This is a genomic window from Mucilaginibacter sp., from assembly GCF_028288225.1.
Lineage (GTDB): Bacteria > Bacteroidota > Bacteroidia > Sphingobacteriales > Sphingobacteriaceae > Mucilaginibacter.
The window spans coordinates 57,039-69,817 of record NZ_JAQBOC010000096.1 but is presented as its reverse complement, the minus strand read 5'-3'; the positions used below and the strand labels follow the sequence as shown (position 1 = coordinate 69,817).

General features: G+C 41.1%; 15 protein-coding genes. 5 read left to right on the top strand and 10 right to left on the bottom strand.

Features of this window, described 5'->3' with window-relative positions:
* From tsf to rplM, 4 genes are all read right to left on the bottom strand, one after another.
* Positions 1-457 (bottom strand): translation elongation factor Ts (tsf, locus tag JWQ54_RS29105; RefSeq protein WP_299591684.1); only part of this gene is annotated, 457 nt, incomplete at its 3' end.
* Positions 458-547: 90 nt separating this feature from the next.
* Positions 548-1,411, bottom strand: coding sequence for a 30S ribosomal protein S2 (gene rpsB / locus JWQ54_RS29100; RefSeq protein ID WP_299591681.1), 864 nt, complete (start codon positions 1,409-1,411; stop codon positions 548-550).
* Positions 1,412-1,429: 18 nt separating this feature from the next.
* Positions 1,430-1,816 carry a 30S ribosomal protein S9 gene (gene rpsI / locus JWQ54_RS29095; RefSeq protein WP_299591678.1) on the bottom strand — a complete coding sequence of 129 codons (387 nt, stop codon included), beginning with the start codon at positions 1,814-1,816 and terminating at the stop codon, positions 1,430-1,432.
* Positions 1,817-1,841: 25 nt separating this feature from the next.
* Positions 1,842-2,279, bottom strand: a complete 438-nt coding sequence (rplM, locus tag JWQ54_RS29090) for a 50S ribosomal protein L13 (protein ID WP_299591675.1) — start codon at positions 2,277-2,279, stop codon at positions 1,842-1,844.
* Positions 2,280-2,956: 677 nt separating this feature from the next.
* Here rplM and JWQ54_RS29085 point away from each other — a divergent pair.
* Together JWQ54_RS29085 and JWQ54_RS29080 are read left to right on the top strand one after the other, a co-directional pair.
* Positions 2,957-3,172, top strand: a complete 216-nt coding sequence (locus tag JWQ54_RS29085) for a hypothetical protein (RefSeq protein WP_299591672.1) — start codon at positions 2,957-2,959, stop codon at positions 3,170-3,172.
* A 5-nt stretch (positions 3,173-3,177) separates the two neighbouring features.
* The gene (locus JWQ54_RS29080; protein ID WP_299591669.1) at positions 3,178-4,647 is read left to right on the top strand and encodes a DUF692 family multinuclear iron-containing protein; all 1,470 of its coding nucleotides are present in this window, start codon (positions 3,178-3,180) and stop codon (positions 4,645-4,647) included.
* Between the two features lie 112 nt (positions 4,648-4,759).
* On the opposite strand, the gene JWQ54_RS29075 is transcribed toward JWQ54_RS29080, so the two are convergent.
* The 6 genes from JWQ54_RS29075 to JWQ54_RS29050 all read right to left on the bottom strand — a co-directional run bounded on the left by JWQ54_RS29075 (position 4,760) and on the right by JWQ54_RS29050 (position 11,142).
* Complete coding sequence (locus JWQ54_RS29075; protein WP_299591666.1) at positions 4,760-6,148, bottom strand: DNA recombination protein RmuC; 1,389 nt, start codon at positions 6,146-6,148, stop codon at positions 4,760-4,762.
* Between the two features lie 240 nt (positions 6,149-6,388).
* Complete coding sequence (locus tag JWQ54_RS29070) at positions 6,389-6,868, bottom strand: gliding motility lipoprotein GldH (RefSeq protein WP_299591663.1); 480 nt, start codon at positions 6,866-6,868, stop codon at positions 6,389-6,391.
* A complete protein-coding gene (locus JWQ54_RS29065) occupies positions 6,868-8,223 on the bottom strand; it encodes a regulatory iron-sulfur-containing complex subunit RicT (protein ID WP_299591660.1) in 1,356 nt (451 codons plus the stop codon). Before JWQ54_RS29065 ends, JWQ54_RS29070 begins: the two co-directional genes overlap by 1 nt.
* Before the next feature lie 2 nt (positions 8,224-8,225).
* The gene (locus JWQ54_RS29060; RefSeq protein ID WP_299591657.1) at positions 8,226-9,374 is read right to left on the bottom strand and encodes a hypothetical protein; all 1,149 of its coding nucleotides are present in this window, start codon (positions 9,372-9,374) and stop codon (positions 8,226-8,228) included.
* Between the two features lie 161 nt (positions 9,375-9,535).
* A complete protein-coding gene (locus JWQ54_RS29055) occupies positions 9,536-9,898 on the bottom strand; it encodes a hypothetical protein (RefSeq protein ID WP_299591654.1) in 363 nt (120 codons plus the stop codon).
* An 878-nt stretch (positions 9,899-10,776) separates the two neighbouring features.
* Complete coding sequence (locus JWQ54_RS29050; RefSeq protein ID WP_299591651.1) at positions 10,777-11,142, bottom strand: DUF2200 domain-containing protein; 366 nt, start codon at positions 11,140-11,142, stop codon at positions 10,777-10,779.
* Positions 11,143-11,439: 297 nt separating this feature from the next.
* On the opposite strand from JWQ54_RS29050, the gene JWQ54_RS29045 reads away from it, so the two are divergent.
* From JWQ54_RS29045 to JWQ54_RS29035, 3 genes are all read left to right on the top strand, one after another.
* Entirely contained in the window at positions 11,440-12,003 is a 564-nt protein-coding gene (locus tag JWQ54_RS29045) for a sigma-70 family RNA polymerase sigma factor (protein ID WP_299591648.1), read from the top strand.
* A gap of 11 nt (positions 12,004-12,014) precedes the next feature.
* Positions 12,015-12,290: a hypothetical protein gene (locus JWQ54_RS29040; RefSeq protein ID WP_299591645.1), complete on the top strand. Its 276-nt coding sequence runs from the start codon at positions 12,015-12,017 to the stop codon at positions 12,288-12,290.
* Positions 12,291-12,498: 208 nt separating this feature from the next.
* Positions 12,499-12,759 carry a hypothetical protein gene (locus JWQ54_RS29035; protein WP_299591642.1) on the top strand — a complete coding sequence of 87 codons (261 nt, stop codon included), beginning with the start codon at positions 12,499-12,501 and terminating at the stop codon, positions 12,757-12,759.
* Positions 12,760-12,779: the final 20 nt, after the last annotated feature.

Genomic DNA, 12,779 nt, shown 5'->3' with positions numbered 1-12,779 from the left:
CAACTACTTCATATTTTGATACGCCGATCTTCTCACCAATCTTTCCTGTTTTATCGATAATCGCATCGCCAATTTTAACACGCACGTTTTCAATATCTATTTCAAGCGCATAAAGATCTTCAATGGTAGCAGGTTTACCTTCAACAGCTATATTAGCAATCGCGTTAGCAAAAGCAACAAACTCAGCATTTTTAGCAACAAAATCTGTTTCACAATTTAACTCGATGATAACACCGCGTTTAAAATCTTCAGATGTACGTGCAATTACCACACCTTCGTTTGAATCTCTGTCCTGGCGGCTTGCAGCCACTTTAGCACCTTTTTTTCTTAAAAAATCGATAGCTGCTTCAAAATCCCCGTTAGTTTCGGTTAAAGCTTTTTTGCAATCCATCATACCGGCACCAGTTTGCTGGCGCAGTTTATTTACATCGGATGCAGATATTTGTACTGTAGACATTTCCTTGTAAGTTTAAAATGTTGTAAATGTTATAAAGGTTGTAAGGGTTGTAACTTTTACAACTTCTACAACCTTTATAACTTATAATAATTATTCTTCTGTACTCTCAGCAGATGGTGTTTCGTCAGTAACCGCAGCATCAGCTTCAACAGCTACTTTACGATTTCTTTTTCCACCTTCATTTGGAGTTCTGTCAGCAACTTCAGGAGCGTCTGCTTTAGCTTTTGCTTGTGCTGCTTCTTTTTCTGCTTCGTCTTCTTTCTCGCGTTTACGTTCTTCCAAGCCTTCTTCAATAGCTTTGATAATAATACCGGTGATCAATGAAATTGATTTGGTAGCATCGTCATTAGCAGGAATTGGGAAATCGATGTTTGAAGGGTCAGAGTTAGTATCAACCATAGCAAATGTAGGGATGTTTAACTTTAACGCTTCTGAAACCGCGATGTGCTCTTTCTTAACGTCGATCAAAAACAATGCAGCAGGTAAGCGGTTCAGATCAGCTATACCACCTAACAAAGTTTCTAATTTAATACGCTCACGCTGTATCATCAGTCTTTCTTTTTTAGAAAGATTGCTGTAGGTACCGTCTTTAGTCAACTTATCGATGTTTGACATCTTTTTGATCGACTTGCGTACGGTAGCGAAGTTAGTTAACATACCACCTAACCAACGTTCGGTTATGAAAGGCATGTTTACTGATTTTGAATATTCAGCAACGATATCTTTTGCCTGCTTTTTGGTAGCAACAAATAATACTTTACGTCCTGATTTTACAATTTGTTTTATAGCTGCAGCAGCTTCTTCAACCTTAGTTAAGGTTTTATTTAAGTCGATAATATGAATACCGTTGCGCTCCATAAAAATGTACTGAGACATTTTTGGATCCCATTTGCGGGTAAGGTGGCCAAAGTGTACACCTGCATCCAGTAATTCGTCGTATGTTGTTCTTGCCATTTTGTTGTCCTCCTTTGATTAACGTTTACTGAATTGGAATTTCTTACGTGCTTTCTTGCGTCCTGGTTTTTTACGCTCAACCATACGGTCATCACGTGTCATTAAACCTTTAGCGCGCAGTGAAGGCTTCTTATCAGCGTCAAGTTCAACAATAGCTTTTGCGATAGCTAAACGAACGGCTTCTGCCTGTCCTTTTACACCACCACCTGCAACATTAACTTTAACATCAAATAATCCGGTTGAGCCGGAAACCTCAGTTGACTGAGTAACGATGTACTGTAATGGCAATGTTGGGAAGTATTCTTTGTAATCTTTACCGTTTACGATAATTGCACCACTACCTTCACTAAGGTAAATACGTGCTACGGCTGTTTTTCTTCTGCCGGAAGTGTTAGTTGTTGGCATTTCTTTTCTACTTTAAAATTAAAAGTTAAATGGCTGTAGGGTTTTGTGCTGCATGAGGATGCTCGGCACCTGCATAAACATGCAGATTGCCAAATAAGGCGCGGCCCAAACGATTTTTAGGTAACATACCACGCACGGCTTTTTCAATTACGCGTGTTGGATGCTTTGCCATTAACTCCTTAGGAGAAATGAAACGCTGACCACCTGGGTAACCAGTGTAAGAAACATAGCGCTTGTCGCTGAATTTGTTTCCGGTCAGTTTTACCTTGTCTGCATTGATAACTATAACATTATCGCCGCAGTCTACGTTCGGGGTGAAATCAGGCTTGGTTTTTCCACGGATGATCATTGCGATCTTCGTAGACAAGCGCCCCAAAATCTCGCCTTGTGCGTCAACAACAACCCATTGTTTGTTAACGGTTTTTTTGTTGGCTGAGACAGTTTTGTAACTTAACGTATTCACTTGCTTTAAATTAAATTTATTAAACGTTTATTATACCCCGCATTTTCGGGACTGCAAAGATAGGGCTTTTTGGGATAATTGCAAGGGTTTTTTGTGATTATGATTTCACCGATTAAGGAATTGTGATTTCACTGATTTTTTTGTTGGAAAGTTGGAACGCTTTTAAGTGTGATTGCAAGGATTGGAAATTAGGATTGCACTGGTTTTTTGTTGGAAGGTTGGAATGTGCGGTATGATTTTGTAGGAGACGCAATGCTTCGCGTCTGAAGGCAGAAAGGTGAGGCGATCCTTCGCTGCAAACTGCCAACTCAAAACTGCCAACTGAATAAGGGCGTTCCCGCTGATAGAAGCGGGCGGGCCAATATAATCACCGGACAATATCACCTCTCCCGCGTAAAAACATCCCGTAACAAACGTATTTATACTCAGCACAATAGCGTACTTCCCTCTTCATAATCAGGTGGTAGCACGCTTGTTTACCCCCGTATCGCGCACTACTTTTACCGATGATAAATAAGCATAAATTATTGTACTGAACCGCAGGGCGTTCATGTAATTTTTTGATAAAAAAGAAACGGCTGGAATGCATTTACATCTACCTATGTAAAAACATGTCAGCCCCCCCGTAAGCCGAAAAGGGTGAACAGAGTAGGCAGGCAATTACAAATACTAATATTATGGCAACAAGAAAATTTTCAAAGGCTACACCTATTTATGTATCGGTGCCGCCAAAAATGACACTTGCGCAAACACACGAGGTAACTAAAGAAATTTTGGGCCTTGTAGGTTGTCCGGGATGTTATTCAGGTTTTCATTTCCAGTTTATTGATGAAACTGAAATGATAGCAGCCCGCATTGATGTTAAAGGGATAAATGTTGGCGCAAAATTTTAATTGCTTTGAATAACCTGGATGAACTCGGCGTGGGACTGATCTACTTCCAGGGGTTTGAAGATTTCCTTGCATTGCACTCGTCATTAATAGATGTTGTTGAGATTGAGCCACAAACATTCTGGTATGATAAAAATGATGAGTGCAATGTATTCAAATACAACCCCGAAGTAACAGATTTCCTAAGGACGTACAACCGGCCTAAACTGTTTCATGGGGTAGGATATCCCGTGGGTGGAACATTTTTGCCACCGCCTGAACATTTTAACACCTTACGGCAGCAAGCCGCAGAACTAAACCCCGAATGGGTAAGCGAACACCTGAGCTTTAATTTTTTTAATGAGGATGGCCGCGATGTAAATGCCGGGTTTCTGCTTCCGCCCGTACAAACTACCGAAAGTATAAAAACTGCTGTGGCTAATATTCAAAACTACCGGGACCAAATGAACCGGCCTTTTGCTTTTGAAACCGGTGTTAATTACTTGCAGCCCCGCAAAAATGAAATGCCCGATGGCTTATTTGTAAACCGCATTGCCGAAGCGGCCGATTGTCATATCCTGCTCGATCTCCACAATATTCTTACCAACCAAAGAAATGGCAGGCAAAGCGTAAAAGAGTTTTTAGAATACCTGGATTACGAACGCGTTATTGAGCTTCATGTGGCCAGTGGAATATATTATAAAGACTATTACCTTGATGCACATAGCGGGGCGTCTGACGATGAATTGATGGGAATACTTGAATATGTGGTTGGCAAGCTGCCGAATTTGAAGGCGCTGATGTTTGAAATTACACCTGATTATTTTATGAAGGTGCCGGAAGCAGAGATAAGGGAGCAATTGGTAAAAATGCGCAGGATCTGGGATAAAAAGGGAAGTCATTATAAAAGCTGGAGAGTCCCGCTTAGAGGCGGTGACCATGTTTTTGACGAAAGTATCCCGGTAAAGGAATGGGAGCATACAATTGGCAATCTTATTTTAGGCAGAAACCCGGAAAATGCACTGGCTAAAGAACTGTTGCAGGACAAAGGAATAGCCATAGTTAAAGACCTTGTTTTTAACTTCCGGGGATCGTTACTGATTTCGATGTTAAAGCTTACTACCCGTTTATTAAGACTTTCTGTTGGCGAGGAGATCTTTAATATTTATATAAACGACTTTTTCAATAGCGGCTTCCCCGAACTGCTGCCGGTTGTTTTGGCGGAGCAATTTTCGGCTTATCTCTGTTCAAGCAAGCTCAATATTCCTTACCTGGAAAAGGTAATGGAGTATGAGCTGGCATTCATCCATACAGCTATTGATAAACAAAACCGCAGTGTTGTATTTGACTTTGACCCTATGCCGGTTATGGCTGCTTTAGAAAAAGTACAGTTGCCTGCGAAGCAATTACCTGGTAAAAAGATAGCGCTACAGGTTGTATTTGAGCAACAGGGGTTGATAAATGAGCTGCCGGAGTTTGTGCCGGTGGTGCATAATTAAAAGATTTTTATCTGCATCCGGTTATTAGTAATAGCTAAGCCACCTATCATTGATAGCTTGTCAATCGCACGCCATATTTGTCGGCAATTACAAGAAATAAAGAGCAACCCCGCTAATCAAAAGCTCCCTCTTCAGGGGGCTGGGTGGCTTCTACATATTTCTGATCTATCTGCTTATTCGCCTTTGCTCCTAAACTCTTGATCTTTTCCGCCGTCCTGGTCAAATTCCCATTGCCCTCAACCAACTTATTAAATGCATTGTCATAGGCACTTTGACTTTGCTTAATATTTTTACCGATCCCTTCCATATCGCCCACAAAGCCCACAAACTTATCATACATAACGCCGCTTAACCGGGCAATTTCCAAAACGTTCCGGTTCTGCCGCTCCTGCTTCCAGATACTGGCAATAGTGCGCAAAGTAGCCAGTAAGGTCGACGGACTTACAATTACCACCCGCCTATCCCAGGCATCACTGAATAGCTCGGCATCTATTTGTACAGCAAAGCTGAATGACGATTCTATCGGCACAAAAAGCAAAACAAAATCGGGTGAGTTGATCTGATACAGGTCATGGTAATTTTTGGCCGATAACCCATTTACATGCGCGCGGATTGATTCAACATGCGCTTTTGAATGGATTTTACGCTCCTCCTCGGTTTCTGCATTTACCAAACGTTCATAAGCAATAAGGGAAACTTTTGAGTCAATAACCAGGTGTTTATCATCCGGCAGATCAATAATGGCATCCGGCTGCAAGCGCAAACCATCCAAATCAACAATACTGGCTTGTAAACGGTATTCCTGGCCTTTTACCAGGCCAGATCGCTCCAGCACCTTTTCAAGGATCACCTCGCCCCAGTTTCCCTGTTTTTTATTATCGCCTTTTAGTGCTTTTGTTAAATTCTGCGCTTCGTTGCTGATCAGTTTATTCAGGTCCATCAGCTGGGTGATTACGCCTTTAAGCGTATTGCGCTCGGCAGCTTCCATGTTGTAAACTTTCTCCACCTTTTCCTCAAAAGCCTTGATATTTTCTTTAAGCGGATTTAAAAGGATATCAAGATTGGAGCGGTTGGTTTCAATAAATTTCTGCGATTTTTCATCCAGCAGCTTATTGGCAATGTTTTGAAATTCCAGCTGAAAATCTTTCCTGATCTGGTCTACCTCAATTTTTTGCTCCTGGATCTTCTCCTGCTGCGATTTATAATAAGCCCGCGCACTTTCTAATGATTGATTAGCAGCCGCCAGTTGTGAGCGCTCATATATCAGTTCATCCAGCAGCCTGTTCTTTTCTTCTTTTAAAAGGGACGTGATACTATCTTTTTCGGCTATTAACCCAATTGAATATTGCTCCGCTTTTGCCAGTTCAATATTAAGCGACTGATTTTCATTTTTTAAGCGCAGCAATTCATCTGCATAAACTGCATTACCCGGTTTCTTTAAGAACAGCAGAACAGCAATTAAAAGAATAACTATAGAAGCAACTAAAATGTAAACACTCATTTTGATAAAAATATTAGCAAAAATAAACTAAGATTTTTAGGATAGAAGGATGATAGGATTAAAATATTTAGAAAATGGCTTTTAGAATTTTTTAACCTCTTTATGCAGGAGGGAATAGAAACTGGTTAATTAAATCAGGCTTTAGTTATCCCCAGCTTTCTAACCGATTTTTTATACCGGATATTTTTAAAAGCGATTTCCCCGCCTTAATAATCCTATAATCTTTGAATCCTAAAAATCTTAGTTCACTTTCTCCACCCTCAGCCCAACGTCACTTACTTCGCGCAACGGGTTATCGCGCATATTTTGTTCAACGGTAAAGGTATAGGTGCCTTTAGCCGGGAATGTATACTTAACCACAAAAGGTACCTGGTAGCTGTACAGGTTACCCGATCCTTTGCCAAGCCACTCGCCATCCTTATTGGCCAGCTTCATTTCGTAACGCTTAGTGGCAGTTTTTTTATCGGGGCCGGTTTGCGAGATCAATACAAACAGGTTCGAGTATTTATAATCGCCGGTTACCCTTAAGTTCATATAAAGGTTATAGGCTTGTTTCTCCTCATCAATTTTAACCGGGAACTTAAACCGGTTAAGGTATGTCCAGTTATGACCAGGTACCTCCATGTTCTGATCAATAACAGCGTTTTTATCGGTACAACCGGCAAACAGCAGCAGGCCTGCCGACAATGCCAAATAAAAGTAAATTAACCTTTTTTTCATTACTCTTTACCTGGCTGGTTTCCACGGTCGCGATCTCCGTTTGGATTACCGGGACGATTTTGATTATTCCTGTTTGGGCGAAAATTTTTGTTCCGGTTAGGGTTGCCGCCCTCTGGCCTGCCCTCCTGTTTGCGTGCCGGTTGCTGACCTTGCACCTGGCCGGCATTTGCTTCCGGACGAGGGGTTGAAGCGGCACCGTCGCCCTGTCCGCCGGGACGCTGGTTTTTATTCCGGTTCTTGTTTTTCTTTTTGTTCTGGTTCCTGCGTTCGTCAAGGCGGGTTAGGCTATCCTGGCCGACTACGTTTTCGTAATCCAGCGCTTTTACCGGGATGCTTTCCAGCTCAACAACTACTCCCAGGTCAGGCGGAATTACGCCGTCCTTGTTCAGTTGCTGAATTTCCTTTACGCGGGCAATAGGCAGCGGGATCCACGATTCTTCCCTTGGATAGCTAAACCACATCAGCTTTTTAAAGATATCCGTTTTTTGTAAACGGGCATCGCCTCTTTCGGTCTTTAAAACATTCACGTTATCAGGGATGTGTTTTAAAGCATCCATGTAAGTATCCAGCTCATAGTTGAGGCAGCATTTGAGCTTACCGCACTGACCGGCCAGTTTTAAAGTATTTAGCGAAAGGTTTTGATACCGCGCAGCGGATGTAGAAACAGTTTTAAAATCGGTTAACCAGGTTGAGCAGCAAAGCTCGCGCCCACATGAACCAATGCCACCTAGGCGGCTTGCCTCCTGGCGCATGCCTATCTGGCGCATCTCTATCCGGATGCGGAAGGTTTCGGCCATTTTTTTGATCAGCTCCCTGAAATCAACGCGGCCTTCGGCCGTATAATAAAAGGTGGCTTTGGTTTTATCGCCCTGGTAATCCACATCGCTTAACTTCATGCTCAGGTTAAGCTCCAGTGCAAGGGTGCGCGATTTATGCATGGTTTCCCATTCCAGGTCTTTGGCAGCTTTCCATTTATCCACATCGGCAACGGTAGCTTTGCGGTAGATCTTTTTTACAACCTCTTCCTCTTTAACGCGGCGTTTTACCATCTGCATCCGCACCAGCTCGCCGGTTATCGAAACGTGCCCCACATCATAGCCGCCCGTAGCAGCTTCAACCACTACCAGTTCGCCGGCCTCAAGGTAAATGTTATCGTTATTCAGAAAAAACTCTTTCCTCGAACCTTTAAATTTAACCTCGATAATGCCAAAAGGCTTATAATTAGTCGGCATGTCCATATGCGACAGCCAATCGTAAACATCTAATTTGCTGCAACCGTTAGTAAGGCATGAGCCATTACTTTTGCAGCCAGCGGGTGAACATCCGCCACCCGTTGAACAACTTCCACATCCCATAATTAATTCGGCATATATTGTGTCCGCTCAGCGCGGATCGTTTTAAAACTAAGTATTTTTATAATTTGTAAAGATACATCTAAAAATAAAATTTTCGGATTACCATTTCTTTCCACGTGATAATGTGCTTTTTCAAGCTCGGTAACTATAGCCTCTGCCTCGGGCACTATCATCACATTGGTCATTTTTTGTGCCGTTTCCAGCTCATGTGCCGGCAAATGCACCAGGCTGCCTGCGCCTGATAACAGCAGGCAGCACTCCCGTAAAAAGTTTATCCCGTACCGTAAAAAGTTCTTCTGATTTTCGCGCCCCAATTTTGATGCCTGATCAACAAAGCTCATTACCTCCAGGCCTTTATTGGCAAAACACAGGCGCAGCCATTGCACAAATTGTTCATGATAGCCCTTGTTGTCATATTGCAGCATGGTTAATGCCTCGGTTAAGCTGCCATTGCTTAAGTAGGCAATTTCGGTAGCGGCATCCCCGGTTTGATTATGCGGGTTTATCAAATGATCTTTTATCTCATCAAACCCTAAAGACGGAATTTTTATCAGCTGCGTACGGCTCAGTATGGTATTCAGGATCTGGTCCTGGTTTTGGGCCACCAGCAAAAACAAGGTATTCGGCTGTGGTTCTTCTATAATTTTAAGCAGGGCATTGCCCTCTTTATCCAAATATTCAGGCAGCCAAAGAATCAGAATTTTATAGGACGATTCAAATGGCTTAAAGCTCAGCTTTTTGATGATCTGGTGGCACTCGGCAATATTGATGTTTGCCTGCTTGTTTTCGGCATCCAGGTATCCGCGCCAGGTATCAAGGCTTAAATATGGGTTGGCAATAAATGCATCGCGCCATTGCTCAATGAACGATATAGCCGTGTCGTCCTTATGTTTAGCGAAGAATGGGTAAGAAAAATGCAGATCGGGGTGCATCAGTTTCTGGTACTTGCGGCATGATGAACACTCGCCGCAGGAATCATCTTCCTGTTTGTTTTCGCAGGATAAGTATTGTGCATAGGCAACCGCCAACGGCAAACTCCCTGACCCGCCCGGCCCCAAAAACAATTGCGCATGACTAACCCGGTTCTCTTTTACCGAGGTAATCAAACGCTGCTTTATAGCATCCTGTCCAACTATTTGCTTAAACTGCATTGGTGCAAAATAGGTAATAGATATGAGATTTGAGATAGGTGATGTGAGATTTTACAATTGGGGATGAGATTGGAGATGGGAGGTAGGAGAAAAAGGAGGGGCAACGAGCGGGGGCAATTTCTTACCTTAATGACCTTGCTCTTGCAACGGCACTACCTAAGTTACAAATTATACGTTTCTTCTGTCAGTTCTATTGCATTTGCAATTTCAACTGCCCATGCCCCTGCTTTCCCATTATTAAATAGCTTTTCCCAATGCAAATACCCCTCATTTATAGTTGGTTTTACAATCGATTCAACTTTACAAACACTTTTTTTAAACATCTCCAAACTGATTGGCAAGTGTTCTATTGATGTGGCTGTGATCTCCCCGGAAGCTTTTTCTATTAATTTTAACCCCTCTATTTTTATGTGAACAATGGGACCATTATTAAAATCATCTACTTTAATAATAGTAACTCTTGACCCTGCTTCAGATTTTCGACATTTATAAGACCATATTTGGCCTTCCTTTATCTCATTCATATCTAATCTCCAATAGCAATTAAATGCCTTTTACATTTTTTAATTTTTTCATGCTCTGGGAAAAAGGCTAACTAATTCTATTCAGGATACAGAGTGAGCAGGTTTACATAATCACACTTTATAAACCCAGGATTTTACCCATTATAATTGGTAATATAAAAACACCTGTCGAAAACAAAAAATACCCCAGGTACAGTTTGCCGTTATAATATTTATATTTAGCGATTAAGTTTTCATATCTCTGGTTGTAGATGATCAGCAAATAGTTCAAAACAATAAAAGGCATGAAAAAGAGTAGAGCCGGGATGAGGGTATTTAGTCCCTTAGTATTAAAAATATTTATATCAAAGAACAAAGGAATCTTCGCGTGAGTTAAAGCCCTAGTCCAAAAAAGTATTGTTAATAGATTTATCCCTTGAATTACTGATACCGGAAGAAGGGTAAATGTTTTCCAATTTCTTCTTTGCCCATTCTTTGTTTGTTCAAATACTATGGCATCAACCCAAATTTTATAATAAATATTAAACATATTATTGACGTGTTTCTTGATAAATAAATCCCCTGCTACCGCAAGCGCAATGTCATTAAGTTAAGCATTTAAATATCTGATAATCAATAATTTAACTTGTTATATTTCCTCCGCTACCACATACGTCTTCGCTTGTGGCCCGTTGCTTGGTAACCCACATTCTATGTAGCCGAATGCTGTCCTAGTCGAGCAGAATTACCTAAACACCAAAGTATAAAATTTAATTATATCATGTATATAATTTTCCATGGTATGCAGGCTATATAAATGCGAACTACAAGTGAGGCTTGCGGTAGCTGAGCAACGTTTCGCGGCTTTGCGTTTGGGTACGATGAAGCTTCCTAATGCCTTACGAGCCTCGCAATATCTTCTCCATCTTCCTCCCCTTCGCTAACTCATCCACCAACTTATCCAAATATCGAACCTGCTGCGTCAAAGGATTTCCGATTTCCTCTATACGATATCCACAGATTACTCCGGTGATGAGGGATGCATTGGGATTTAGCGAAGCCACTTGAAAAAATGTTTCAAAAGTTGCTTTTTTTTCAATTAGGTCTTTCAGTTTCTCGTTATTGAAGCCAGTTAGCCACGCTATTACCTGATGTAACTCTTCTTTTGTTCTGCCCTTCTTCTCTACTTTTGCGAGATACATAGGATAGACCGAGGCAAAGGTCATTTTTGCAATACGCTCATTGTGTATGTTGGTGGTGTTCATATCTTATAATTACGTGACTTGATCTTCATTATCCAAAAAATATACCAAAAATACCCATAAAAACATCTATGACCAAAATAACTACTAAAGGCGAAAAGGCAGTAGAATGGCTACGCCTTCTACGATAGAGTATCAAAATAAAACACAATTACACGTTTTAATTATCTGTAAGGTTTTAGCTATCTTAACGACTAAACATAAACGGCTATAGTACAGTTGTGGTAATAAATAAATTACAGCGAAATTTAATTCGTGAAATTCGTTGTAATTCGTGAAAATTAGTGCCTATTTAAATTTATGGATCATCAACTAAATCCTCATCATTGGGTCACGGCGCATGCTGATTACCTGTTTGGCTTTGCTATCACCCGCATTAATGATGAAGAGCTTGCAAAAGACCTGGTGCAGGAAACCTTTTTAGCTGCATTGGAGCGGGCCACAAATTTTGAAGGTAAAAGCTCAGAACGAACGTGGCTTACCGCTATCCTTAAAAATAAAATAATCGATGTGTACCGTAAAAAATCATCCGGATTGCAAAGCAAAATGGTGAAGGAAGCGGAAGAGGAGCAAAATGATTTTTTTGATGCAGCCAGCGGGCACTGGACCAGGGAAAGCGGCCCAAAAGAATTTGGCATTGAGGATAGAGACCAGCTGGTGAGTAAAGAGTTTGAGCAGATAATGAAAAAATGTCTGCAAAAGCTCCCGGCCTTATGGATGTCGGTATTTACCATGAAGCATATTGATGAAGAAGCTACGGAGTTTATTTGCACGGAGCTAAAGGTAACTGCAGCAAACTTTTGGGTGATCATCCATCGCGCCAAAATTAATTTGAGAGCGTGCCTTCAGCGTAACTGGATTTAAAATTTAAAACTATGAGCTATTTGAAAAGAATTGTATATAACTGTAAACAGGCTACTTTGCTGATAGAAAAAAGGTCGGCAGGCAAATTAACCTTCAGGGAAGCTTTTGAACTGCGCGTCCATTTACTGGGCTGCTCATTTTGCCGCATCTACAAAAAACAAAGCCGGATTATTAATGAAATGGTACAGCAACTTTTTCGCAGTTCCATGCAGGCAGACAGAAAGCTTGATGAAAAATTTAAGAAAGAGTTGCAGGTAAGGATTGAAGAGGAGCTGAACAAAAACTAAGTTGACACGAATTTCACGAATGGGATCGAATTAGTGCGAATTACTTTCGATTCAATTCTTGTCTTTTTCATGCAATTAGTCGCTTTTCCAATTCGTGAAATTCGAATTAATTCGTGCCATTGGTGTTCTTCTAAAAATACTTTGTAAGGTTAATTGCTTATGCCCGACTAAGGGGTAAATAACAATAAAAACTAAAAAATTACAACGTATGAAATCAATTATTTCGGGAGCGGTTTTTGCAACTGCCATTGTAGCCTGTTTATCATTAACCATCCAGGCTAAACCAGTAACTCATTTATCTTCAACCACCGTTGCTCTTGCCGATACCGGCAAAATGGACAAAATGAAAAGCGACAAGATGAAGATGGATAAAATGGAGAAGAAAAAGATGGACAAAATGTCGAAAGGCAAAATGAAAGCGGACAAAAAGATGGATAAAATGAAGAAAGATACTTCAGGCAAAATGTAAGTTTTTTGATTGGAGGGGGG

What these genes read in the sequence shown, in the direction of transcription:
- rpsB (WP_299591681.1), bottom strand. Translation starts at nt 1,411, where the DNA reads ATGGCAAGAACAACATACGACGAATTACTGGATGCAGGTGTACACTTT.
- rpsI (WP_299591678.1), bottom strand. Translation starts at nt 1,816, where the DNA reads ATGCCAACAACTAACACTTCCGGCAGAAGAAAAACAGCCGTAGCACGT.
- JWQ54_RS29085 (WP_299591672.1), top strand. Translation starts at nt 2,957, where the DNA reads ATGGCAACAAGAAAATTTTCAAAGGCTACACCTATTTATGTATCGGTG.
- JWQ54_RS29075 (WP_299591666.1), bottom strand. Translation starts at nt 6,148, where the DNA reads ATGAGTGTTTACATTTTAGTTGCTTCTATAGTTATTCTTTTAATTGCT.
- JWQ54_RS29070 (WP_299591663.1), bottom strand. Translation starts at nt 6,868, where the DNA reads ATGAAAAAAAGGTTAATTTACTTTTATTTGGCATTGTCGGCAGGCCTG.
- JWQ54_RS29065 (WP_299591660.1), bottom strand. Translation starts at nt 8,223, where the DNA reads ATGGGATGTGGAAGTTGTTCAACGGGTGGCGGATGTTCACCCGCTGGC.
- JWQ54_RS29060 (WP_299591657.1), bottom strand. Translation starts at nt 9,374, where the DNA reads ATGCAGTTTAAGCAAATAGTTGGACAGGATGCTATAAAGCAGCGTTTG.
- JWQ54_RS29055 (WP_299591654.1), bottom strand. Translation starts at nt 9,898, where the DNA reads ATGAATGAGATAAAGGAAGGCCAAATATGGTCTTATAAATGTCGAAAA.
- JWQ54_RS29050 (WP_299591651.1), bottom strand. Translation starts at nt 11,142, where the DNA reads ATGAACACCACCAACATACACAATGAGCGTATTGCAAAAATGACCTTT.
- JWQ54_RS29045 (WP_299591648.1), top strand. Translation starts at nt 11,440, where the DNA reads ATGGATCATCAACTAAATCCTCATCATTGGGTCACGGCGCATGCTGAT.
- JWQ54_RS29040 (WP_299591645.1), top strand. Translation starts at nt 12,015, where the DNA reads ATGAGCTATTTGAAAAGAATTGTATATAACTGTAAACAGGCTACTTTG.
- JWQ54_RS29035 (WP_299591642.1), top strand. Translation starts at nt 12,499, where the DNA reads ATGAAATCAATTATTTCGGGAGCGGTTTTTGCAACTGCCATTGTAGCC.